This window comes from Kocuria sp. UBA1838 (genome assembly GCF_002338785.1).
Taxonomy (GTDB): Bacteria; Actinomycetota; Actinomycetes; order Actinomycetales; family Micrococcaceae; genus Kocuria; species Kocuria marina.
The window spans coordinates 200,153-223,179 of sequence record NZ_DDIY01000017.1; the positions used below are offsets into that span (position 1 = coordinate 200,153).

21 protein-coding genes and 1 tRNA gene are annotated in these 23,027 nt (G+C 69.1%); 13 read left to right on the top strand and 9 right to left on the bottom strand.

Translation table 11 applies throughout. The annotated features are described in order from the left end of the window. The first annotated feature begins 54 nt into the window (after window positions 1–54). The 11 genes from malQ to B3I25_RS10055 all read left to right on the top strand — a co-directional run bounded on the left by malQ (window position 55) and on the right by B3I25_RS10055 (window position 12,231). Complete coding sequence (gene malQ, locus B3I25_RS10005) at window positions 55–2,286, top strand: 4-alpha-glucanotransferase (RefSeq protein WP_286738793.1); 2,232 nt, start codon at window positions 55–57, stop codon at window positions 2,284–2,286. A gap of 585 nt (window positions 2,287–2,871) precedes the next feature. Then, window positions 2,872–3,108, top strand: coding sequence for a 50S ribosomal protein L28 (gene rpmB, locus B3I25_RS10010; protein ID WP_012397434.1), 237 nt, complete (start codon window positions 2,872–2,874; stop codon window positions 3,106–3,108). A 1-nt stretch (window position 3,109) separates the two neighbouring features. Then, entirely contained in the window at window positions 3,110–3,277 is a 168-nt protein-coding gene (gene rpmG / locus B3I25_RS10015) for a 50S ribosomal protein L33 (RefSeq protein WP_012397435.1), read from the top strand. Between the two features lie 3 nt (window positions 3,278–3,280). Continuing rightward, complete coding sequence (gene rpsN, locus B3I25_RS10020) at window positions 3,281–3,586, top strand: 30S ribosomal protein S14 (RefSeq protein ID WP_064847405.1); 306 nt, start codon at window positions 3,281–3,283, stop codon at window positions 3,584–3,586. Window positions 3,587–3,662: 76 nt separating this feature from the next. Further along, window positions 3,663–3,947 carry an HU family DNA-binding protein gene (locus B3I25_RS10025; RefSeq protein WP_064847404.1) on the top strand — a complete coding sequence of 95 codons (285 nt, stop codon included), beginning with the start codon at window positions 3,663–3,665 and terminating at the stop codon, window positions 3,945–3,947. Window positions 3,948–4,125: 178 nt separating this feature from the next. Further along, window positions 4,126–4,719 (top strand): hypothetical protein, encoded by a 594-nt coding sequence (locus B3I25_RS10030; protein ID WP_064847403.1) that lies wholly within the window; start codon window positions 4,126–4,128, stop codon window positions 4,717–4,719. Window positions 4,720–4,943: 224 nt separating this feature from the next. Then, window positions 4,944–5,513: a copper resistance CopC family protein gene (locus B3I25_RS10035; RefSeq protein ID WP_286738803.1), complete on the top strand. Its 570-nt coding sequence runs from the start codon at window positions 4,944–4,946 to the stop codon at window positions 5,511–5,513. A 379-nt stretch (window positions 5,514–5,892) separates the two neighbouring features. Beyond that, window positions 5,893–6,594 (top strand): copper chaperone PCu(A)C, encoded by a 702-nt coding sequence (locus tag B3I25_RS10040; RefSeq protein ID WP_286738805.1) that lies wholly within the window; start codon window positions 5,893–5,895, stop codon window positions 6,592–6,594. Further along, window positions 6,584–7,855: a Dyp-type peroxidase gene (locus B3I25_RS10045; protein ID WP_286738807.1), complete on the top strand. Its 1,272-nt coding sequence runs from the start codon at window positions 6,584–6,586 to the stop codon at window positions 7,853–7,855. The genes B3I25_RS10040 and B3I25_RS10045 overlap by 11 nt, the downstream gene beginning before the upstream one ends. Window positions 7,856–8,105: 250 nt before the next feature. Then, complete coding sequence (locus B3I25_RS10050; RefSeq protein WP_286738808.1) at window positions 8,106–10,172, top strand: cytochrome c oxidase assembly protein; 2,067 nt, start codon at window positions 8,106–8,108, stop codon at window positions 10,170–10,172. A 169-nt stretch (window positions 10,173–10,341) separates the two neighbouring features. Next, a complete protein-coding gene (locus tag B3I25_RS10055; protein WP_286739023.1) occupies window positions 10,342–12,231 on the top strand; it encodes an NHL domain-containing thioredoxin family protein in 1,890 nt (629 codons plus the stop codon). Between the two features lie 118 nt (window positions 12,232–12,349). Here B3I25_RS10055 and B3I25_RS10060 read toward each other — a convergent pair whose 3' ends face one another. Further along, window positions 12,350–13,330: a hypothetical protein gene (locus tag B3I25_RS10060; protein ID WP_286738810.1), complete on the bottom strand. Its 981-nt coding sequence runs from the start codon at window positions 13,328–13,330 to the stop codon at window positions 12,350–12,352. Between the two features lie 171 nt (window positions 13,331–13,501). Between B3I25_RS10060 and B3I25_RS10065 the strand changes: the two genes are divergently transcribed. Further along, window positions 13,502–14,152 (top strand): hypothetical protein, encoded by a 651-nt coding sequence (locus B3I25_RS10065; protein ID WP_098053691.1) that lies wholly within the window; start codon window positions 13,502–13,504, stop codon window positions 14,150–14,152. Window positions 14,153–14,481: 329 nt separating this feature from the next. Here the strand turns inward: B3I25_RS10065 and B3I25_RS10070 are convergent, their stop codons facing one another. The 7 genes from B3I25_RS10070 to B3I25_RS10100 all read right to left on the bottom strand — a co-directional run bounded on the left by B3I25_RS10070 (window position 14,482) and on the right by B3I25_RS10100 (window position 20,776). Next, window positions 14,482–15,804, bottom strand: coding sequence for an ABC transporter ATP-binding protein (locus B3I25_RS10070; protein ID WP_241180607.1), 1,323 nt, complete (start codon window positions 15,802–15,804; stop codon window positions 14,482–14,484). A gap of 46 nt (window positions 15,805–15,850) precedes the next feature. Further along, a complete protein-coding gene (locus B3I25_RS10075) occupies window positions 15,851–16,687 on the bottom strand; it encodes a carbohydrate ABC transporter permease (protein WP_286738814.1) in 837 nt (278 codons plus the stop codon). A gap of 5 nt (window positions 16,688–16,692) precedes the next feature. Then, window positions 16,693–17,661, bottom strand: coding sequence for a carbohydrate ABC transporter permease (locus B3I25_RS10080; RefSeq protein WP_064847497.1), 969 nt, complete (start codon window positions 17,659–17,661; stop codon window positions 16,693–16,695). Continuing rightward, window positions 17,658–18,974, bottom strand: coding sequence for an extracellular solute-binding protein (locus B3I25_RS10085; RefSeq protein WP_206398654.1), 1,317 nt, complete (start codon window positions 18,972–18,974; stop codon window positions 17,658–17,660). Before B3I25_RS10085 ends, B3I25_RS10080 begins: the two co-directional genes overlap by 4 nt. A gap of 158 nt (window positions 18,975–19,132) precedes the next feature. Next, window positions 19,133–20,053, bottom strand: coding sequence for an AEC family transporter (locus B3I25_RS10090; protein WP_098053692.1), 921 nt, complete (start codon window positions 20,051–20,053; stop codon window positions 19,133–19,135). A 51-nt stretch (window positions 20,054–20,104) separates the two neighbouring features. Next, complete coding sequence (panD, locus tag B3I25_RS10095; protein WP_085106147.1) at window positions 20,105–20,557, bottom strand: aspartate 1-decarboxylase; 453 nt, start codon at window positions 20,555–20,557, stop codon at window positions 20,105–20,107. 148 nt (window positions 20,558–20,705) lie between these two features. Further along, window positions 20,706–20,776: transfer RNA gene (locus B3I25_RS10100), tRNA-Gly, on the bottom strand. 125 nt (window positions 20,777–20,901) lie between these two features. Between B3I25_RS10100 and dcd the strand changes: the two genes are divergently transcribed. Next, a complete protein-coding gene (dcd, locus tag B3I25_RS10105; protein ID WP_098053793.1) occupies window positions 20,902–21,480 on the top strand; it encodes a dCTP deaminase in 579 nt (192 codons plus the stop codon). A 36-nt stretch (window positions 21,481–21,516) separates the two neighbouring features. Here dcd and B3I25_RS10110 read toward each other — a convergent pair whose 3' ends face one another. Beyond that, complete coding sequence (locus B3I25_RS10110) at window positions 21,517–22,884, bottom strand: MFS transporter (protein WP_286738819.1); 1,368 nt, start codon at window positions 22,882–22,884, stop codon at window positions 21,517–21,519. Between the last annotated feature and the right edge of the window lie 143 nt (window positions 22,885–23,027).

The window sequence follows — 23,027 nt, forward strand, 5'->3', positions numbered from 1 at the left end:
CAGCGGCGTCGTCGTCGACCGAGGGGACCCGTCCCCGGTGGCTAGAGTGGGGGCATGGCGGAGAACGCAGGAACTTCAGGGGAAACGACTGTGCAGCGCTTGGCCACCGAGTACGGGGTGGCCACGGAGTACCGGGGCTTCGACGGGGGAGTCGAGACCGTGCCGGAGCGGACGTTGCGCCGTGTCCTCACGGCGCTCGGCGCGGACGTCTCGGACGACGACGCCGCGCGGCGCAGTCTGCGCGACCGCGAGCTGGCGCCGTGGCGCGAGCTGCTGCCGCCCGTGGTGATCGCGGAGGAGCAGTGTGAGGCCATCGTGCCCGTGGCTACCACGCAGGGGGACACCGTGCGGGTGCGGTTGTGGCCCGAGGACGATCCGGACGCGGTGCGCGAGCTGCACCCGGCGCCCGACGTGGCTCCCGAGACCCGCGAGGTCGAAGACACGGTCCGCGAGCGCGTGCCCTACGAACTGCCCCGAGACCTCCCGCTGGGCTGGTACCGTCTCGAGGCCCGGACGGGCTCGGGGCAGCGCAATAGCATCGACGTGGCGGTGACCCCGCAGCGCCTCAGCACCACGGACCGGCTGCGCGGGCGCCGCCGGTGGGGCTACATGGCCCAGCTGTACTCGGTGATGTCCTCCCGCTCGTGGGGCGTGGGGGACCTCTCGGACCTCGCGTCCCTGGCCGCCATCAGCGGTGTGCAGGGCGCGGACTACGTGCTCATCAACCCCCTGCATGCCGCGGAACCCACGCCTCCCGTGGAGCCCTCCCCGTACCTGCCCTCGAGCCGACGCTTCTTCAACCCGCTGTACCTGCGGATCAGCGACGTCGCGGAGTTCCCGTACCTGCGTCCCGGGGACCGTGAGGTCGTGGCCCAACTCGCCGCGGTGCAACGCAAGGCCGTGCTGGACCCCAGCACGATCGACCGCGATTCCGCCTACGCCGCGAAGCTGAAGAGTCTCGAACTGCTGTTCACCGTGCGCCGTTCGCCCTACCGCCAGCAACAGCTCGAGGCGTTCGTGGCGCATGCCGGGCAACCCCTGCAGGACTTCGCGCTGTGGTGCGCCCTGCGGGAGGAACTCGGGGAGGACTCACCCCTGTGGCGGGACGAGGCGAGTTCCCCGGAGGCGCCGTACGCCCAGGAGGCGCGTACCCGGTTGCGCCACCGGATCAGTTTCCATGTGTGGTTGCAGTGGCTGCTCGACGAGCAGCTCGAGGCCGCGCAGCGTGCCGCGTACCGGGCCGGGATGGATATCGGTGTGGTGCACGATCTCGCGGTGGGGGTGCACAAGCAGGGCGCGGACGCTTGGGCGTTGCAGGACGTCCTGGCCCACGGGGTGAGCGTGGGTGCCCCCGCGGACATGTACAACCAGCTGGGCCAGGACTGGAGTCAGCCGCCGTGGGATCCCCGCAAGCTCGCCGAGGCGGGGTACCGGCCGTGGCGGCAGATGCTCGGCAACATCTTCCGTCACGGCGGGGGTGTGCGGATCGACCACGTGGCGGGACTTTTCCGGTTGTGGTGGATCCCCGATGGCAACCAGGCCTCGGATGGGACCTACGTGTACTACGACCACGAGGCCATGGTGGGCATCCTGGCCCTCGAGGCCGAGCTCGCCGGCGTGGTGGTCGTGGGTGAGGACCTCGGCACCGTGGAGGACAGTGTGCGCGAGTTCCTGGAGCGCAAGGGCGTGCTGGGAACCTCCATCATGTGGTTCGAGATGGACGGGGACGTCCCCCTGGACCCCTCCCGCTACCGCGAACTGTGCATGGCCTCCGTGAACACCCACGACCTCCCGCCCACGGCGGGCTACCTCGAGGGCGTGCAGCTGCAACTGCGCGAGGACCTGGGACTGCTCGCGCGCTCGCCGGAGGAGGAACGGGAGGAGGCACGCCGTCAGCTGGACACTTTCTTCACCGCGGTCGCGGATGCCGGCTATCTGCCCCCGGATGAGGACCCGGGGGAGCAGGCCAGGATCGAGGCGATCCACCGCTACCTGTGCGACGCACCGTCCGTGTTGATCAACGTCTCCCTCGTGGACGCGGTCGGGGAGAAGCGGATCCAGAACCAGCCCGGCACGAGCGACGAGTACCCGAATTGGCGGGTCCCGCTCGCGGACTCGGATGGCCGGCCCGTGATGCTCGAATCTCTCACGGGGTCCGAGCGGGTCAACTCGCTCGTGGACGTGGTCAACGGCGCGCTGGGTACGCATCGCCGGGATCCCAAGGCCAAGGCGCCGGAACAGCCCGAACACCGGGACGTGGCGGACCCGTTCACGGGCGAGTTCTGAGCACTCGCTCCGGCGCGATCCTGTCAGGGGGTTGCCCCGCCGGAGGGATTAGGTAAGAATTGCCTTACCTAATCTCCCGGGTGAGGGGATGGGGCCGAAGAAAACGTGTCGGGGTGGCGGACCGGGTCATGGACGGACCGCCACCCTCGCGTGTTTCCCGTTGTGTTCTTCGGCGGCTTTTCCGGGGGCTCTTGCCGGAGGGATTCTCCCCTGGGTGCGCCGTTCGTGGAGCCTGTCACGGCGGGGCGGACGAGTTGGTCCGTTGCGAACCAGCGGCTAGGATCGAGGGGCGCGCAATCGCACCGCTTCCGCCTTCGGATTTGCGAGCGAGTCCGTAGAAGCCTAGAATCTAAGGCTGTCGTGTGGTGGAGTCCATCTACCGGCGCCTTGATCTTCACCGTCTTCGTCGTAGCGAGTGCCCTGACCGGTACTGCCGCGGGGTAAACCCATCACGCCCGGCGCGCGAACGGTGGCATTTTCTTGAGGTGACGGACCACTCTTGGCTATGGCTGCCGGCGGGAAACCGCTCGGCGGCGACCATGCGTGCCGTCATTTCGTCGACATTGGACATTGGAGGAGAACACTATGGCAGCGCACTGCCAGGTGACCGGGGCCCAGCCGGGCTTTGGCCACAGCATCTCGCACTCGCACCGCCGCACCAAGCGTCGGTGGAACCCGAACATCCAGAAGAAGCGTTACTGGGTGCCCTCGTTGCGTCGCAACGTCACGCTCAACCTGAGCGCCAAGGGCATCAAGGTCATCGATGCGCGCGGCATCGACGCCGTGGTCAACGAACTCATCGCACGTGGGGAGAAGATCTGAGATGGCCAAGGACAAGGACGTACGTCCCATCATCAAGCTCAAGTCCACGGCCGGTACCGGGTTCACCTACGTCACCCGTAAGAACCGCCGCAACAACCCCGATCGCCTCGTCATGAAGAAGTACGACCCGGTGGTCCGCAAGCACGTCGATTTCCGCGAGGAGCGCTGAGACATGGCCAAGAAGTCAAAGATCGCCAAGAACGAGCAGCGCAAGGTCGTCGTCGAGCGTTATGCCGCCAAGCGCGCTGAACTGAAGAAGACCCTCGTGGACGAGAACGCGTCCCCCGAGGCTCGCGAGGAGGCCCGCCTGGGTCTGCAGAAGCTCCCCCGTGACGCTTCCCCCGTGCGCGTGCGCAACCGCGACCAGATCGACGGTCGCCCCCGCGGCACCTTCCAGCGCTTCGGGATCTCCCGCGTGCGCTTCCGCGACATGGCTCACCGCGGCGAATTGCCCGGTATCTACAAGTCCAGCTGGTAATTTCTGCACCGGAAGGACCCGACCCCCGGTCGCCCCTTCCCCAGCGAATGCCAACCCAGTCCAGGAGGACAAGCACATGGCTATGAACCGCAGCGAACTCGTCGCAGAGGTTGCCGAGAAGTCCGGTAGCACCCAGGCCGCCGTCAATGGCGTTCTCGACTCCCTGTTCCAGGTTTTCGAGAGCTCCGTTTCCAAGGGCGAGAAGATCACCATCCCCGGCTGGCTCTCCGTGGAGCGCACCGATCGCGCCGCACGTCAGGGTCGCAACCCGCAAACCGGCGAGGCCATCCAGATCCCGGCTGGCCACGGTGTCAAGCTCACCGCGGGCTCCAAGCTGAAGGCTGCTGTTTCCTCCAAGTGAGGTAAGACCAGCGGGTCCCAGGACCCGGTGCTCGAAGGGACCGTTCACTCACTCCGTGAACGGTCCCTTCCACATGTGCGCCACTCCACCTCTTCCGCGGGCCGCCGGGTTCGTGGTTCCCCGCGCGGTGGCGCATAATGGAATCCCATCCTTTCCCCGTGAGTCCCGGAGGTGTTCGGTGTCCCCTCGCGCGCGCCGACTTGCCCGGGGCTGGATGGTCGCCTTCGTGGCCACCACTCTTGCGGCCGGTTCGCACGCCGCGGTGGACGGGACCTGGCCCTCCCCGCTGATCATCGCGCTGTCCATGTGTCTGGCGGCCCCGCTGTGCATGCTGCTGGCGGGACGGGTGCTCTCACGCTGGAGCGTGGCCGGTAGCGTCCTGCTGAGTCAGGCGCTGCTGCACACCCTGTACGCCCAGTCCGGCGGGATGGTCCACGCGATCGACTACACCCACCACCACGCGGCCCCCACGGCGGACGGTCCCGCCGTGGTGATCTCGGTGTTGCCCGCGGCGCATCACGGGTGCGGCATGCTCGCCGCCCACGCCGTGGCGGCCGTGGCCACCTACGCTCTGCTGCGCCACGGCGAGACCGCGGCGTTCCGCCTGCTGGACGCCGTGTCCCTGCGCGTGCTGCGCCTCCTTGTCCTGGCCCTGCGCCCGGTCACCACGGCCGTGCCGCGGCGGACCTCCTGGACCTCGCCGCGCGCCCTGGCCGATCAGCTCCTGCTCTCCTCCGTCTGCGGATACCGCGGACCGCCCGCCCTCGCCTAGGCATCGGCGGGGACACCCCTGGATCCGATGCCGCCCCGAGCATCCATCGCATCCATCGGCAGCCCACCTCGCGGCCCCCACGCCCCAGGGCGCAGGAGAGAACACCCATGAACCCTTCGTACTCAACACCACCTCAGCCACGGCCCACTCTGCGGACCCCGGCGCGGACGGGTGACACCGCGGCGTCGTCGGCCGCGCCGCACGCCCGCCTTTCGCAACGTTCGGTGACGTCGCTCGCGGCCCTGTTCGCCGCGCTGCTGGCCCTCGCGCTGGTCGTCACCACGGCGGGGCCCGCGAGCGCCCACGACGAACTTGTGCGGACCAACCCGCAGGCCGGCGCGAAGCTCGAGAAGGCCCCCACGGCGCTCGAACTGACGTTCTCCGGGAACATCCAGGACATCGGCAGCGAGGTCCGGGTCACCGACTCCCACGGCACGGACATGACGCGCGGCACGCTGGCCGCGCAGAACACCACGGTGTCCCAGCCTCTGCGCGAGGGCGGGGGCGAGGACGAGACCTACACGGTCACGTGGCGCGTGGTCTCCCAGGACGGGCACCCCATCGAAGGCACGTTCACGTACACCGTGGGCGACGGCGCCGCGACCGCTGCGTCCCCGGCCCCCGTGGCCTCTGCGGACGCCTCCCAGGGCGCGGCCCAGGATGCGAACGGAGCCCAGGAGGACGTGAGCGGCACGGGCATCCCGAGTTGGGTACTGCCCGTGGCCGGTGGCGCCATCGCGCTGGTCCTGCTGCTGGTGATCCTGGCCTTCGCCACCCGCCCCAAGCAGCGCTGATTCCCTGACCCGGGCGGCCCGCCCGGATCATCCTTTTCTCGTCAGGCTCCCGCCGCCGCGCTCACGCGTTCCGGCGCGCCGCTGATGCGGCCCGTCACTGACTCGGCCCACCGCTGACTCGATACCGGCTCGATGTGATCGACGGACGTGACCGCGCTGCCGCTCGGACGAGCACCGTTCGTACGACACCGGCTGCTCTGGCACCCCGGTACTCAGGGAGCGGCCTGTGGCTCGGGCATCGAGTGGGCACAGCCCGTCTGTCGAGCGGGCATGGTCCCGGTGTCGAGTAGGCGCAGTGCCGCGTCACTCGACGCCGCGTCCGACGACACGCGCAGCGGACGGGCGAGCCGGAGCACGATTCACTCCTGAGGACTCACATATGAACTACAACCTGAACACCACGTCCGTTCCCGCCCCGCGCCGTGCGCTGGCCGCTGTGGCCGTCGTGGGCCTCGGCCTGGCTACGCTGAGCGGGTGCTCGGCGCAGGGTGGGGAGGCGGCGTCGCCCGCGGGGACGGACTCCGCGACGCACAGCACCGCCGCCGCGCCCCTGGAACTGAGCGACGGCTGGGCCAAGGCGGCCGACTCCGGGATGACCGCCGTGTTCGGCAAGCTCACGAACATCTCCGGGCAGGAGGTCACGTTCACCGGGGCGGGCGCGGACGGCGTCGCGCGCTCGGTCGAGCTGCACGAGACCGTGGCGGACGGCGGCTCCGGCGCCACACAGATGCGGCAGATGGAGGGTGGCTTCACCCTCGCACCGGGGGAGAGCCTGGACCTGAAGCCGGGCGGCAATCACATCATGCTCATGGGGCTCACGTGCTCGCTCAAGGCCGGTAGTGACCTCACGCTGCAGCTGCGCACCGACAGCGGGATCCGGGACGTCACCGTCCCAGTGCGCGACTTCACGGGCGCGAAGGAGCGGTACGCGCCCGGCGAGGACGAGCACGCGGGCCACGGAGGCGAGCACGGCTCGGGGGGCGGACACTCGTCGTCGGATGCCGCCCACGACCACGGGTCGCACGAGGGCATGAGCACGAGTCCATCCTCGAGCGCACTGCCCACGTGTCATGACCACTGATCGGGGCCCTTCCGCTTCGGGGTGGAGCCGCCGATCGTTGCTCACGGGCGCGGTCGCCGGCGCCGGCGCCACGGGACTCGGGGCGGTTTCCGCTGCGGCCCTCGGCGCCGAGGACCCCCGGCTCGCGGCGGCGGAACAGGACAGCCAACGGCCCGGGCTGCGGACCGAAGCCTTCCACGGCCCACGACAGGCGGGCGTGGCCACGCTGCCGCAGGCGTTCTGCGTGTTCATCGCCCTGAACCTGCACCGGGACGTGGACCGGGACGCACTGCGGCGGTTGCTGCGCGTGCTCACGGACGACGCCGCGGCCCTCACGCAGGGCACCGCCCCCGTCAACGACCAGGAACCCTGGCTCGCCCAGAACCCCTCGCGGCTGACCGTCACGGTGGGTTTCGGACCGCGGGCCATGGCCGTGATCGACGCCGACCGGGCCCCGCAATGGCTCAAGCCCTTGCCCGCTTTCACGATCGACAAACTGCAGGACCGGTGGAATCAGGGGGACCTGTTGCTGCAGCTGTGCTGCGACGACAAGCTGACCATGGCCCACGCCCAGCGGGTGCTGCTCAAGGACGTCCGGTCCTTCGCGACCGTGCGCTGGGTGCAGGACGGGTTCCGCAACACCGTGGGCGCCACCCCGGACGGTCAGACCACGCGCAACCTCTTCGGTCAGGTGGACGGCACCGTGAACCCGTACCCGGGGGAGGCTGATCATGAGAAGGTCGTCTACGGTCAGGGCGGGTTCACCCCGTGGATCGAGAACGGGACATCCGTGGTGATCCGGCGGATCCACATGAACCTGGACACGTGGGACGAGGCCGACACCCCCGCGCGCGAGGACTCGGTGGGGCGCCGGTTGTCGAACGGCGCACCGTTGACGGGCGCCGCCGAGCACGACGAACCGGACTTCGAGGCCAAGGGTCCCCTGGGATTCCCGGTCATCTCGTCCTACAGTCATATGCGGCGTTCGCGCAGCGACAACCCGGACGAGAAGATCTTCCGCAGGGTGTACAACTACGATCTGGCGGTGAGTGATGCATCCGGGCACAGCCGCTCCGGGGACGTCCGGGGCGGGGTGTCCAACACCGGGCTGATCTTCGCGTCCTACCAGTCGGACCCCGTGAAACAGTTCGTGCCCATCCAGCGGCGGCTGGCGCAGTTGGACATGCTGAACACGTGGACCGTGCCCATCGGATCCGCCGTGTTCGCTATCCCGCCGGGTTGCGAAGTGGGTGGGTTCATCGGGGACACGTTGTTCACGTGACCCCCGTGCGCGGAGCAGCACAACGAGAGAATCAACGGGCCGGAGGAACGCCACGATGAGTACCAGCGCACGCACCAGGGACACCGGCCCGCGCCGGGACGGTTCGCGGGGCGACGTCGCTCCCGGCCGTGAGCGCGATAGCGCGCCGGATGTCGGGCGCCCGCTCGGCGCCGGCTCATCGAAGGGCGCGAGCTCGTCGAACGGCGCGAGTTCACCGAACGGCGGGACCGCTCCCGCGGGAGCGGTGAGTGTGAGCCCGTGGACCATCACGGTCGTGCTCGTCGCGGCCATGATCGGGATGACCGCGGCCCTGGTCTACGGGGGAGCGGCGGCCCCCCGGCAGGTCGCGGACCCGGGAACGCTCGTGCGCTGGGGGCTGCCCGTGGTGGAGACCGTCCACAACATCGCGATGACGGTGGTGATGGGCGGGTTGCTGCTGGCGATCGGCGTGGTGCCCCGTTTCGCGGACCGCTCCCGGAAACGGCCACCGCGCAACAGCAAGGACCAGGCGGGCGAACCGGAACACCCGGTCTTCCGCAGCGTCATGCAGCTCGTCGAGGCCGCGGCCGTGGTGTGGACCGTGGCGGCCGTGGCCGTGCTGATCTTCACGTACTCGGACGTCTCCGGATCCGGTATCGGCACGGGGGGCAACTACACCCAACAGTTGCTGCACTACATGACCGGGATCTCCATGGGCCAGTCCCAATCGGTGATCGTGATGGTGGCCGCCGTGGTCACGACCCTGGTTTTCGGCGTGCGGGCGCTGCTGGGACTGTTCTGCACCCTCGCGCTGTCCTTCGTGGCGATCGTGGCGCTGGCACTCAACGGTCACGCCGCGGGTGGTGCGGACCACATGGGTGCGGTGAACTCCCTGGGGCTGCACCTGCTGGGAGTGTGCCTGTGGGTCGGCGGGCTGCTGGTGCTGATCTGGGTGGGGCCGTTGCTGTCCCGTGAGTTCACGGTCAGCGGCCGCGGGGGCTCCCGCCACACCGAACCCCTGCTCGCGGTCGTACTGCGGCGCTACTCCGTGGTGGCTCTGGGTTGCTACCTGCTGGTGTTGCTCTCCGGGATCATCAATGCCGCGGTGCGTATCGGAACGTGGGAGCAACTGACGTCCTCCTACGGGATCCTGGCGCTCACCAAACTCGTGCTGACCCTGTTGTTGGCGCTGGCGGGTTTCGCGCACCGGCAGTGGCTGATCCCCGGGGTCGCGGACGGCTCCCGGTCCCGCGCGGCCACCATGTGGCGCGTGCTCGTGGTAGAAGTCGTGCTCATGGGGCTACTCATGGGCATCGCCACGGCCCTGAGCCGCACCGCCCCGCCCGTCCCGGAGGAGCTTGCACCGGACGCCTCCCCGGCGCGGATCCTCACGTGGTACGAACTGCCCCCGGAGCCCACGTTCGCCCGCTGGTTCACCACGTGGCGCCTGGACTGGTTCTGGGTGGCCGTGGTCGTGTTCATGGCCGTGGCGTACCTGTGGGCCGCGATCAAGGTGTGGCGCCGCGGGGACTCGTGGTCCGTGTTGCGCACCGTGTCCTGGTTCAGCGGGCTGGCTGCACTGCTCTACGCGACGAGCGGCGGGGTGGCGGTCTACGCCCGCGTGCTGTTCTCCGCCCACATGGTCGAACACATGAGCCTGACCATGATCGTGCCGTTGTTCTTGGTCTCGGGCGCACCCGTCACCGTGGTGCTCAAGGCCCTCGAACCACGAGGGGACGGTACCCGCGGCCCGCGTGAGTGGATCCTGCGTCTCGTGCACTCCACGTGGGGCAGGATCGTGACGCACCCGATCTTCGCGGCCGCGAACTTTGCGTTCTCGATCGTGCTGTTCTACTTCACGGACCTGTTCCGCTTCACGCTGCGCTACCACGTGGGCCACGAGTTCATGATGGTGCACTTCCTGTTCACGGGGTACATGTTCGCGCTCGTGCTGATCGGCATCGACCCCATCCCGCGCCGGCCCAGCTACCCCATGCGTCTCGTGCTGCTGCTCGCGACCATGGCCGCGCACGCGTTCATTGGCATCAGCATCATGAGCCTGACCACGGTGCTGCAGGCCTCGTGGTTCGGCAACATGGGCCGCCCGTGGGGTCCCAGCGCCCTGGACGACCAGCAGCTCGGCGGCATGCTCATGTGGGGGATCGGCGAGTTCCCCACGTTCCTGCTCGCCGTCATCGTGGCCGTGCTGTGGGCCATGGAGGGCGCCAAGGAGAACCGCCGGGTGGACCGGCAGGCCGATCGCACGGACGACGCCGAACTGCGCGCCTACAATGAGATGATGGCCGAGCTCGCGGAGCGGGACGAGCGGCGTCGTTGACGTCCGCCGGGACGGGCGCCGGCGAGGCCGGGCGGTTGGCGGACGGGTCCGCGGGGTGTGCGGGAGCGTCACGTAACGCACGGGAAGCTCTGCCCCGCGGATAACGTTGTCCCAGGAAGAAACCCTTGACCCCCGGTGGAAGGACCCAGACACCGTGACCTCCGCACGCATGAACACACCCGTCCGCGCCTCGGAACTCGAGGGCAGAGCCTGGCTGAACACCGGCGGTGAGCGACTGGACCTGCAGGCGCTACGGGGCAAGATCGTGATTCTGGACTTCTGGTCCTTCTGCTGCATCAACTGCCTGCACGTGCTGGACGAACTGCGCCCCCTCGAGGAGAAGTACGCGGACGTGCTCGTGACCGTGGGCGTGCATTCCCCCAAGTTCGAGCACGAGGCGGACCCGGACGCACTGGCCGCGGCGGTGGACCGCTACGAGATCACCCACCCGGTGCTCGACGACCCCCGGTTGAGCACGTGGGACGCCTACACGGCGCGCGCGTGGCCCACCCTGGTGGTCGTGGACCCCGAGGGGTACATCGTGGCGCACCTCTCGGGTGAGGGCCACGTCCAGGGGCTGGAATCCCTCGTGTCCGAACTCGTGGCCGAGCACGACGCCAAGGGCACCCTGCACCGCGGGGACGGCCCCTACGTCCCGCGCCCGCAGCCCGAGGGGGACCTGCGCTTCCCCGGCAAGGTCGTGGCCCTTCCGGACGGTTCCTTCATGGTCAGCGACACCGGTCACCACCGCCTGGTCCATCTCGAGGAGGACCTCACCACGGTTCGTCGGGCCATCGGTTCCGGCACCAAGGGCTGGGCGGACGGCCCCCGGGACGCCGCGCGGTTCAACGAACCCCAGGGCATCGCGGTGCTCCCCGAACGCGTGCGTGCCGACGTCGGCTACGACCTCGTGGTCGCGGACACCGTCAACCACCGGCTGCGCGGCGTGGAACTGGGCACCGGCGCGGTGCGCACTTTGGCGGGCAACGGCGTTCAGCGCCTGCTCGACGACGCCCGCGCACGCGGCGTGGACCCCAACGAGATCCCGCAGGACGCCTCGGCCACGTCCGTGGCGCTGTCCTCCCCGTGGGACGTGACGTGGTCCGACGCCGCGGACACCCTGGTGGTCGCGATGGCCGGGACGCACCAACTGTTCTCATTCGACCCGCGCACCGGGGCGCTCGCCGTGCTGGCCGGGACCGGGGACGAGGGACTGCGCGACGGTTCCGCGCCCGAGAGCTGGTTCGCCCAGCCCTCCGGCCTGGCTCAGGACGCCCACGGGGCCGTGTGGGTCGCGGACTCCGAGTCCTCCGCGCTGCGCCGCGTGCGCTTCGGCGAGGACGGGTCCACATCGGTGGAATCCGCCGTGGGACTCGGACTGTTCGACTTCGGGTTCCGGGACGGGCCGGCCGATCAGGCACGGTTCCAGCACTGCCTGGGGGTGTGCGTGCTCCCGGACGGATCCGTGGCCGTGGCCGACACCTACAACGGTGCGGTGCGCCGGTTCGACCCCGCAACCGGTGAGGTCTCCACGCTGACCCGCGGACTCGCTGAACCCTCCGACGTCCTGCTTGACACGAGCCACGACGAGCCCGTCCTGGTGGTCGTGGAGACCAATGCCCACCGCCTCGTGCGGGTGGCGGTGCCCAAGCAGGCCCAGACCGTGGACGAGGGTGCGGCCAGCATGCAGCGCAAGCGCACGCCGGTGGCCCCCGGGGAGCTCGAGCTCACGGTGCGGTTCTCGGCCCCCACGGGTCAGAAGCTCGACACCCGGTGGGGTGATCCCACGCAGCTGAAGGTGTCCTCGTCCCCGGAGGATGCACTCGTGCAAGGTGACGGGACGGCCCAGGGGCTGACCCGCGCCCTGCGGATCGCGGACGGTGTCACGGAGGGGGTCCTGCACATCACGGCCCGCGCGGCGGCGTGCGACGGCTCCCCGGACGGGGAGATCCCGGAGCACGCGGCGTGCCACCTGTACCAGCAGGACTGGGGGATCCCGTTCACGGTGGACCCGCAGGCCCCGGCAGAACTCACGCTGGACCTGCGCGGAACGGACTGAGCGGGGCCCACGGGCACCACGGCCCACCCTTCTCCCACGCCCCGCCCAATCCGTCTCCCACCACCCGCCCCGGGCGCACATGCACCCGGGGCACACCCGTCAGCGCGGCGCCCGCCCGTCAGCGCGGCGTGAGGGTCACCTCGTCCCCGGTGACCCTCACGTCCGCGCTCAGCAGGAACGGGACCTCATCGGTGACCTGGGATGTGGTGCCGTCATAGAGGTCCACCGCGGTGAACTCGATGCGCGCGATCCCCCGGCTGTCGGACACGTGCCAGCGGCCCGCGGCGGCGTCGTCCAGGGAGACGTAGGGCGTGGGGTAATCCTTGATGCTCCAGGAGACGCGGCCCTGGATGCGCCCGTCGAACTGGTAGGAGAAGGGGCATCCCGCGGGGTAGAGGCTGTCCTGCGCGGCACACTCGTCCAGGTGCTCGTGGATCTGTTTGTCCACCTGGTGAGTGAGGCGTTCGGACGGCTCGGCCTCGAGCTTCATGGTGGTGTTCTCCCGGGCGTCGCTCACGGCCGCCTCCTGCGGCTCGGCGCGCACCATAGGGGAGGTGTAGGAGCCCGTGTAGATCCCGGGGTAGAAGACCGCGAACTCACGGGAGGACCCGGGGAGCGCCACGGACGCGCCGTTGATGTCCACCGCGGTGGAACCCGGCATGGCCACGTTCATGGTGGGCAGCGTGGAGGGATCGAAGTCCCACACCGTGAAGAACCCCCATTGCGTCTCCGCGGGGTGGAGCGTGAACTCGGAGGACGCCTCATGACCGTTCAGCGTGTAGCTCGCCCGCACCACCGCCCGGTCCCCGGACAACGCGACGGTGCGCACGGATACGTTCTCGAGTCCCTTGCTTGCCTCGGCCAGGGGTTCGCCGTCCAACAGGGCCGCGTTGGAGTCCGGGACCTGGGCGTTGAGCAACCCCAGGGCCTTGCCGCCGTCGCCGGCCTGGAGGGCCTGGAAGTAATCCCGCACGTCCGTCTCGGGCCCGTACGCGTACTTGTTCACGAGCGCAATGGTCACAGCCGCCCCTGCGAGCGCCAGCAGAATCAGGACGAACCATGCCCCCACGGCCCTGACGATGCGTTCACTGCGTTCCATGAGTCCCCACGTTAGTGGACGTCCCGGGGAGCGGGCCCCGCGTGTCCCGGCGATGACCCGCCCGCTGACGGGCCGCTAGGCTGAACCGGGCGGCGCGGGGGCACCGCCCCCGGACGGCGCGATCGCCCACTCCGGTGTGATCCCCGAGGACGGCAGGTACGAGGGCGGCTCATGGCGGAAACCATCCGACAGATCCCGGCGAAGTACGGGGCACCGGAACACGTGTTCCACCCCCGAATGGGGTCGTACGGCCGCCGGCTCGGCGCGGCACTTCCCCCGCTGTTACTCGTGGTCGTCGCGGTGTTCGTGATCGGGTACCGCCGCCCGGCCGGCCCCGCGATGGGCGTGCTGCTCCTGCTCGCCCTCGTGGGCCTCGTGACGGCCTACGCCTACCTGCGCCCCGCGCTCGTGGTGCTCACCGCGCACCACGTCCTGCTCTCCCGCTGGGTCGGTTTCCGGGCCGTGCCCCGCGAGCGGATCGCCCAGGTGGTCACGGTCCGGACGCTGCTCGCGGCGCGCCCGCGCAGCGGCGGGTCCCGCGGTCGACCCTGCCTCTGGTTCGTCACCCCGGCCGGGCGCTCGGCGCTCTTCCTGGACGGGACGGTCTGGGACGCGCGCACCCTGGACGAGCTGGCCCGGGCGAGCGGCGCCCAGCACGTCAACTTCCAGCGGGCCACGCCGGCGCAACTCACGGAGCACTGGCCCTGGCTCGTCGCATGGCGGGTGCGCTACCCGCGTGTGCGCTACGTCGCGACGTCGTGCGCACTGATCGCGGCGGTCGCCCTGTTCGCCTGGTGGGCCTTCACGCGGGGCCCCGCCTGATGAACCCGCCCCAGTCGGCAGCAGAGCCGTCCGGGTACGACGGCGCTCGGTTCCCACGCAGGGGCCAGGCGGGGCCCTGACCCCCCGGCTTCGGGTCCCACCGCGGGCCGTGGCGCCTCCAGCGCTGCCCTGGACCACAACGACGCTCGGTTCCTTTCGGGGGTCGGGCGGAGACGTGCCCCGCACCCTCCGACTTCCGGCCCGGCCGCGGACCGAAGCGCCCGAGCGGGCCCGGGCGGCTCCGGGTACGACGACGGCCGGTCCCCTTCTCGGGAACCGGCCGTCGTACGGTCGGCGGGCCGCGATATGCCGCGGCCCGTGCCGGACGCTCAGCGAGCAGCGGTGCTGCCGTCCATGTGGTCGCCGGTGACCGCGCCGTCGGACCGTTCGGTGGAACCCGCCGAGCCCACGTGCCGACGCGAACGCTCGATCTCCGCCTTGCGCTCCTCGTTGGCCTCGCGGGTCAGCTCCGCACCGGCCTCCGCGTCACGCGTGAGGTTCTCGCCCGTCTCCGGGTTGAACACGTGCATCTTGCGGCTGTCCAGCCAGATCTTTGCCGTGGAGCCACCGCGGATGCGGGAGGACGCGTCCAGGGAGACGACCACCTGGGCGGGCATCTCGTCAGCGTCCAGCTCTTGGGCCAGCTCGTTGAGTTTGTGCTGCACGGCGGCATCCTGCTGGTAGTGGATGTAGCCGTACTGCTGGTTGCCCAGCCACTCGGTGTGCGTGAATTCGGAGTCGAAGACGGTCCCGTGGGGGATTTTCGTCTCGTCCACGAACTTCGCGTCCTCGAAGTGCTCCGGGCGCAGGCCCAGCAGCACGATCTCGGGGGCGTTCGTGAGCTTGCCCTGCACGCGCTCCGGAACCTCGATGTCCCCGATCGGGGTGTGGAACACCGAGCCGTTCACGCGCGCCGGGATGAAGTTCATGGACGGAGCGCCGATGAACCCCGCCACGAACAGGTTGACGGGCTGTTCGTAGAGCTCCCGCGGGGACGCGATCTGCTGGAGCTGACCACGCTTGAGCACGGCCACACGGTCACCGAGGGTCATGGCCTCGGTCTGGTCGTGGGTCACGTACAGCGACGTGATGCCCATGCGGCGCTGCAGCTGCGCGATCACCGTGCGCATCTGGCCGCGCAGCTTGGCGTCCAGGTTGGACAGGGGTTCGTCGAAGAGGAAAGCGTCCGCGTCACGCACGATCGCGCGCCCCATGGCCACGCGCTGGCGCTGACCGCCGGAGAGGTTCGCCGGCTTGCGCTCGAGGTGCTCGTTGAGGTCCAGGGTGTCCGCCGCCTCGCGCACCTTGCGGTCGATCTCCTCCTCGCTGAACTGCCCCTTGGACAGGCGCAGCGGGAAGGCGATGTTCTCGTACACCGACAGGTGCGGGTACAGCGCGTAGTTCTGGAACACCATTGAGAGGTTGCGATCACGCGGCTGCTTGTCGTTGACGCGCACCCCGTTGATGTTCAGGTCCCCGGAGGTGATGTCCTCGAGGCCCACGACCATGCGCAGGAGCGTGGACTTTCCGCAGCCGGAGGGGCCCACGAGGATCAGGAACTCGCCATCGGCGACGTCGATGGAGATGTCGTTGACCGCGGGGAAACCGTCGTCGTACTTCTTGACGAGGTGTTCCATGGTGATTGCTGCCATGTCTACTCAGTCCTATCTATGTCTAAGCGTGGATGGTGCGGCGGGCTCAGCCCTTGACCGCGCCCTGGGTCAGGCCTGAGACGATCTGGCGCTGGAACGCCAGAACGAGCAGCACCACAGGGATGGTCACGATGATCGCCGCCGCGGAAATCGCGCCCGCAGGGGCCTCGAACTGCGAGGCGCCGGTGAAGAACGCGAGTGCCGCCGGGACGGGACGCGCCGCGGAGGTCGAGGTCAGGCCGATGCCGTACACAAAGTCGTTCCACGCGATGAAGAACGCGATGATCGCCGTGGTGAAGACACCCGGCAGCGTGAGCGGCACGATCACCTTGCGGAACGCCTGCCACGTGGTGGCGCCGTCCACCTGGGCCGCGCGGTCAAGGTCCCAGGGGATCTGCTGGAAGAACGCCGCCAGGGTCCAGATGGAGATCGGCAGGGTCAGGGACAGGTAGGGGATGATCAGGCCGAGCCAGGTGTCGTAGAGCCCCACCTGGCGCCACAGGTTGAACAGCGGCGTGACGATGGAGATTACCGGGAACATCGAGACCATCAGCGCGGTGGTCAGCACGATCTTCTTGCCCGGGAAGTCCAGGCGTGCGATCGCGTAGGCGCACAGTGTCGCGAGCACGACGGCCACGAACGTGGAGATCAGTGAGATGCCGATCGAGTTCCCCAGGGCCGGCAGGAACAGGTCCTTGGCATCGCCCACGAAGATCTGCTCGTAGTTGCTCGTGACGAACTTCGTGGGGATGAACTTGCCCGAGTTCAGGTCCGAGGAGGATTTGAAGGACGTCATCAGGATGGACAGGACGGGGAAAAGCGCGTAGACCAGCACCGCGATGCTGATGACGGTCCAGCCGATTTTCTGCTTGGTGCTCAACATGGCGGTTACTTCCCCTTCCCAGAGCCACCGGTGAGGTCCACCTTGAAGACCTTTATGGCCACCAGCGCGATCAGCATCACGCAGATGAACAGGATCACCGAGATGGCCGAACCAAGGCCGATTTCCAGACGACCGATGGACGTACGGTACGCGAGCAGCGAGAGCGTCTCGGTGCCGTACTGGCCCTTGGTCATGATGAAGACGTTGTCGAAGATGCGGAAGGCGTCCAGGGCGCGGAACACCACGGCCACCATGATGGCGGCCTTCATGTTCGGCAGGACCACCTTGCTCAGGCGTTGCCATGCCGAGGCGCCGTCCACACGGGCGGCCTCGGTGAGCTCACCGGGGACCTGTGCGAGCCCGGAGAGCAGCAGCAGCGAGATGAACGGGGTGGTCTTCCAGATCTCCGAGGCCATGATCACGAACAGGGACGGGCCCGCGGAGGCAAACCAGTTGAAGTCCGGACCGATCATGGGCAGCCACGAGAGCCAGTTGTTCACGTAGCCGGTGGTGATGTCGAAGGCGTAGAACCACGCGAACGCGGAGACCACCGTGATGATGCCGTAGGGCACCAGGATGGCGGTGCGCAGCAGGCCGCGCGTGGCCTTGATCGCGCTGTGCATCACGAGCGCGAGGGCGAGGCCCAGGACGAGTTCCACGACCACCGTGACCACGGTGATCAGCAGGGTCACGCCCAGGTCCCGCCAGAACACGATATCCGACAGGGCCGTGGAGTAGTTGCCCAGGAACACGAACTCCTTGTCATCGGGTGCGGTGAGTCGGAAGGAAAACAGCGAGTCCCACAACGCCTGGACGATGGGGTACAGCGTGACCAGGAGCATGATCACGAACGCGGGGCCGGCGAGCAGCCACCCCAGTTTCCGCTCCGAACGGGCCCGGTCCGAGAGATGGCCTCTACGGCGGGACTTCTCCGGCGTGGACGCGCGAGCGCGCGAATCGACGGTGCTACTCACAACAGCGCATCTCCCTTCAGGACTTCCTGGATGAATTCGGTGGTCTCACGCGGAGTGTCCTCGGTGACTTCCGCCGGCGGGGTCCAGTTCTGCTGGATGGCCGTGGAGATCTCGTTGTAGTACGGGGTCTGCGCGCGGGGCTTCGCGGCGTCGAGGGACTTCCGGATGGTGTCGGCCATGGGGTACGCCTTCTTGACCTCGGGGTCGTCGAAGGCCTTCATGGAGGACGGCGGGTTGCCGTTGGTCGCGAAGTACTGGGCCTGGTGCTCGGGGGAGACGATGCACTGCACGGCCTCCCACGCGAGGTCCTGGTTCTCGGACTTGGCGCCCACGCCCAGGTTGATGCCGCCCAGCGGCGGGTGCGCCTCGGTGCCCGCGTCGACACGGGGCCACGTGGTCCACTTGATGTCGTCCAGCACCGACTTGTCGAGGGTGCCCTCGTCCACGGAGGCCTTCGTGGCCGAGTAGATGAACGGCCAGTTGACCATGAACGAGCCCTTGTCCCCCTGGAACTGGATCATGGAGGCGTTCTCGTCCTGGGTGGCCAGGCCGGGTCCGCCGAGGCCCTCCTTGCCGATGGTGCCGATGATCTCCGCGGCCTTCTTGCCGGCGTCGGAGTCTAGCGTGATCTTGGCGTCCTGACCGTCCTGGCCGTCCGAGACCACCTGGCCGCCAGCCGACTCCACGAGGCCGTTGACCCACACGGACATGGCCTCACCGCGCACGCCCTGCACGCCCAGGTACTTGTCCTGGGACTTGGCCGCCTTGATGAGCTGGTCCCACGTGACGGGCTCGGACATGTCCAGACCCGCCGCCTTGGCCGCGGACTCGCGGTACCACAGCAGCTGCGTGTTGGCCCAGAACGGGATGGCCACGATCTCGCCGTTCCATTTGGCACCCTCCAGCGGGCCCTCAAGGGTGTCCTTGGTGGTCGCCTCGACGACGTCGTGCGGGGGCTTGGCGAGGAAGCCGGGTTCCGCGAGCTCTGGGACATAGGGCGGGTCCAGGCTCATGATGTCCATGGACGTGTCGCCCGCGGCGAGGCGGCGGGCCAGCTGTTCGCGCTGGGACGCCGCGTCACGCGGGAGTAGCGACGTCTGGATCTTGTACTTGCCGCCGGACGCGTCCGAGCACTGCTGGGCGAGGACGTCCTGGCCGCCGTCATCCGGGTTGATGTACCACGTGAGCGTGGGCGGGCCGGACTCCCCGCCGCTGCACCCCGTGAGCAGCATGGCGGACGCCGCCGCAGCGGCCGCTACGCTGCGGACCGTGCGAGGCTTGCCAGCCCTGCGAGAGTGGTGAGTGGACTTCACAATGGTTCCTCCCCTGATGAGCGCCTGTACTGACGGAATGGGTCCGGCGCTCCCCGTAGGATTACCGGTCATTTCAGCATCTGCTCAGTGTAGGCGTGGCGTGGGTCACGGACCGTGTGTTACCCGCTTTCGGGGATGGTGGCGTGGCGGCCGGTGTGTCAGGAGAGGAAGACCGCGGCCACCGCCATCGTGGCCATGGACACGACCGTGGTGAGCAGGACAGTGTCCCGGCACACCGTGGTGGCCCGGTCGTAGCGCACGGCCGCTACGTAGAGGTTCTGCGCGGTGGGCAGCGCGGCCATGATCACGGCCGCGTACAGGGCGTGCCCGGTGAGCCCGAGCGCCCACGCGAGCAACAGCGCGAGCCCGGGGTGCACGACGACCTTGGCCCCGGTCGCGAGCAGCGTGTCCACCCGGGCGCCGGGGGAGGCCAGGGGGCGGGAGCCCACCAGCGAGAGACCGAAGGCGAGCAGCATAGCGGGAACGGCCGCACCCGCCACGATGCGCACGGGCTCCATCGCGAGGTCGGGCAGGCGGATCCCCGTGGCCGCGGACATGATGCCCAGGGCGGAGCCCATGATGAGCGGGTTCGTCACGATGTTCTTGAGCACCGAGCCGACCGTGGGGCGCCGCCCGCCAGTGAGGGTGTCCATGATCGTGAGGTACAGCGGCGTGTTGATCGCCAGCTGAAACAGCATCACCGGGGCCACCTGGGACGCGTCCCCCAGGACGAACAAGGCGATGGGGATCCCCAGGTTGGCGGCGTTGACCTGCCCGGCGGCCTGCGCGCCCATCACCACGGTGGCGGCGTCCCGGGAGAACACGAACCGGGAGAGCAGTGCGTACGCGATCATGGTGAGCCACGCGGACGCGGCCGCCACGAGCAGCGGCGCGGAGAAGATGTGGTGGATGTCCGCTTCGGAGATGGTGGTGAACAATAGCGGCGGGGACGCCACGTAGAACGCGAGTTTGGACAGCACCCGCTGGCCGTCCGGGCCGAGCACCCCCGCGCGCCCGATCACGTAACCCAGCCCGATCACGGCCCATACGATGAAGAACCCGGAGACGACTCCGCTCATGAGCTCATCTCCTCGCGTCGGCGGGTCCGCGCCCCCGGGAGCGCGGCAGGGTCACAGGCCCGCGACGGCCGCGTCCTCCTGGGCCTGCAGGTGGGCGCGGGCGTGCGGCGGGCGGAGCATGTCCCCCACCACGGCGTCTGCGGGGTCCGAACCGAGCGCCACGATCCTGTTGTGCTCGTCCACGTGTACCACGTGAGGTTCGTAGTTCTGCGCCTCGGCGGTGTCCATGAGACCGTACGCGATCAGGATTACCAGGTCACCCGGGTGCACCAGGTGCGCCGCGGCGCCGTTGATGCCCACGACGCCGCTACCGCGCTCGCCCGCGATCGTGTACGTTTCGAGCCGCGCACCGTTGGTGACGTCTACGATCGCCACGAGCTCGCCGGGCAGGATGTTCGCGGCGTCCAGCAGGTCCTGGTCCACCGTCACGGACCCCACGTAATGCAGGTCCGCCTGGGTCACGGTGGCCCGGTGGATCTTCCCGGTGAACATGGTGCGCAGCATGATCGCTCCTGATGCGATGGGTGGTGTGGTTCGCGGTCCAGACCCGCCGGCCGCCCGCCGTGGGGGCCGAGGTGGTGTTCGGGGCGGGTCCTCGGCGCGAAACGCCCCGGAACCAGATGGGTCCCGGGGCGTTTCACGATTCGTGCGGAGCGGCTGACGGGAATCGAACCCGCGTATCAGGCTTGGGAAGCGTGCGCTCTACCATTGAGCTACAGCCGCATCGTTCGTTCGGGACCGTGTGGTCCACGTTTGAACGCCCACCACTCTACAACACGTTTCGGTGCGTGGTTGTTCCGAGGCGTCGTGACCGGGGAGCGAGCGGGGCCGTGGGCTACCGTGGACACGTGCTCATCTCAGATCGCGACATCCGCCGCCACCTGGATTCCGGGCGCGTGCACCTGGAACCGTACGATCCCGCGATGGTCCAACCCGCGAGCGTGGACGTGCGCCTGGACCGCTGGTTCCGGCTGTTCGACAACCACAAGTACGCGCACATCGACCCCTCCCAGGAGCAGCCCGATCTCACGCGGCTCGTGGAGGTGGCCCCGGACGAGCCGTTCGTGCTGCACCCGGGGGAGTTCGTGCTGGGGGCCACGTACGAGAAGGTCACCCTGCCGGACGACGTCGCGGCGCGCCTCGAGGGCAAGTCCTCCCTGGGGCGGCTGGGCCTGCTTACGCACTCGACCGCCGGGTTCATCGACCCGGGGTTCAGCGGGCACGTGACGCTCGAGCTGTCCAACATGGCCACGCTGCCCATCAAACTGTGGCCAGGTTCCAAGGTGGGGCAGTTGTGCTTCTTCCAGCTCTCCTCCGCGACCGAGCACCCGTACGGCAGCGGCGCCTACGGTAACCGCTATCAGGGCCAGCGGGGCCCCACCGCGTCGCGCAGCCACCTGAACTTCCACCGCACGGTCATCGAGTGAGTTCGCGCATCGAGTGAGCCTGTGCGTGGGTGCGGCTCACACGCGGGCCGTGGTGAACCCCGCGGGAGGGCGGGGCGTGAGCAACAACAGCACGAGTCCCGCGGCCACGACCACCAGGATCCCCAGGATGCCCCAGATCTGGGCGCCCATCAGGGTCACGAACATCCCGAACAACCCGGGGGCCATGAAGCTCACCGCGCGGCCCGTGGTGGCGTACAGACCGTAGATCTCCCCGTCACGGCCCGGGGGGATGAGCCGCCCCAGGTACGTGCGCGACGCGGCCTGTGCGGGTCCCACGAACAGGCACAGTGCCAGCCCGCACACCCAGAACGCGATCTTGCCGTGCCAAAACAGCAGGGCCGTTCCCGCCACGAGCACACCCACGAGGGACGCGGTGATCACCGCGCGCGGGCCCACGGCGTCGTCGAGGGCGCCGCCCACGAACGCGCCCAGCGCCGCGATGAGATTGGCCGCGACCGCGAACATGACGACCTCGGTGAGCGAGAACCCGAAGCTACCCGCGGCCAGGACCCCGCCGAATGTGAAGACCCCGGCCAGTCCGTCCCGGTAGACCGCGGAACTGAGCAGGAAGACGACCGTGGCACGCGAAACCCGCCACAGGGCCGCGATGGTGCGGAAGAGCTCGGCGTAAGCGCCCAGGATGCCGCGGTGGCGGGGCTGTGCGGGGACCGCAGCGGCGTCGTTGATGGATGCTCGGAACGGCATACTTCGCGCCTTGAGCAGGAGGGGCAGGCAGAACACGAGGATCCATGCCGCGCTGAACAGTGCCACGGCGCGGTAGTTGAGGGCGTCGTCGGTGGGGATGCCCAGGAACCCGGGTGTGACGAAACCGAACAGGACGAAAGCGAGGGCGAAGATCCCGCCCACGTACCCCGCGCCCCAGCCCCACCCGGAGACCTTACCCATGCGCTGGGGGCCGGCCAGCGCGGGGAGCATGGCGTTGTAACTGACCGTGGCGAACTCCTGGGCCACGCTGCCCACGGCCACGAGCCCCACGCCCAGGAACAGGAAGGCGGGATCGGGTCGGGCAAGGAACGCGAGACCCGTGCACAGGACGAGCACCACGGTGTTGCCGGTGAGGAACGTGGCGCGGGACCGCGGGGAATCGCTGCGCTGGCCGATCAGCGGCGCCGTCAACGCGATCGCGAAACCCGCGACGGTCATGGCAACGCTCAGCACCGTGGACGTGTACTCGCTCGACCCGAACGCCGGGCTCGTGAGGTACACGGTGAACACGAACGTGAGCATCACGGCGTTGTACGCGGACGTGCCGGTGTCCCACAGGCACCACATGAGCACGCGGGCGCGCGAACTGCCCTCGCCGGGGCGTGGGGCGCGCGGGGGACGTCCAGGGGCCGCCGTGGACGGGTGCTGACCGGTCATGGGCTCACCCTACGGACCCTGTGCCCTCCCGCCCAGGATCCGGCGCCCCTGGGCAGTGGGGGCGCCGCGGTGAGGGGCCCGTGACGTGCGGCGAAACGGACAGTCACCCTGCTTTGTTATGCTGGGGAACTCGAAACTGACAC

Coding starts and splice junctions, on each gene's coding strand:
- B3I25_RS10110 (WP_286738819.1), bottom strand. CDS start 22,884: ATGACCGGTCAGCACCCGTCCACGGCGGCCCCTGGACGTCCCCCGCGC.
- malQ (WP_286738793.1), top strand. CDS start 55: ATGGCGGAGAACGCAGGAACTTCAGGGGAAACGACTGTGCAGCGCTTG.
- B3I25_RS10040 (WP_286738805.1), top strand. CDS start 5,893: ATGAACTACAACCTGAACACCACGTCCGTTCCCGCCCCGCGCCGTGCG.
- B3I25_RS10070 (WP_241180607.1), bottom strand. CDS start 15,804: ATGGCAGCAATCACCATGGAACACCTCGTCAAGAAGTACGACGACGGT.
- rpsN (WP_064847405.1), top strand. CDS start 3,281: ATGGCCAAGAAGTCAAAGATCGCCAAGAACGAGCAGCGCAAGGTCGTC.
- B3I25_RS10060 (WP_286738810.1), bottom strand. CDS start 13,330: ATGGAACGCAGTGAACGCATCGTCAGGGCCGTGGGGGCATGGTTCGTC.
- B3I25_RS10025 (WP_064847404.1), top strand. CDS start 3,663: ATGGCTATGAACCGCAGCGAACTCGTCGCAGAGGTTGCCGAGAAGTCC.
- B3I25_RS10055 (WP_286739023.1), top strand. CDS start 10,342: ATGAACACACCCGTCCGCGCCTCGGAACTCGAGGGCAGAGCCTGGCTG.
- rpmG (WP_012397435.1), top strand. CDS start 3,110: ATGGCCAAGGACAAGGACGTACGTCCCATCATCAAGCTCAAGTCCACG.
- rpmB (WP_012397434.1), top strand. CDS start 2,872: ATGGCAGCGCACTGCCAGGTGACCGGGGCCCAGCCGGGCTTTGGCCAC.
- B3I25_RS10065 (WP_098053691.1), top strand. CDS start 13,502: ATGGCGGAAACCATCCGACAGATCCCGGCGAAGTACGGGGCACCGGAA.
- B3I25_RS10045 (WP_286738807.1), top strand. CDS start 6,584: ATGACCACTGATCGGGGCCCTTCCGCTTCGGGGTGGAGCCGCCGATCG.
- B3I25_RS10075 (WP_286738814.1), bottom strand. CDS start 16,687: ATGTTGAGCACCAAGCAGAAAATCGGCTGGACCGTCATCAGCATCGCG.
- panD (WP_085106147.1), bottom strand. CDS start 20,557: ATGCTGCGCACCATGTTCACCGGGAAGATCCACCGGGCCACCGTGACC.
- B3I25_RS10090 (WP_098053692.1), bottom strand. CDS start 20,053: ATGAGCGGAGTCGTCTCCGGGTTCTTCATCGTATGGGCCGTGATCGGG.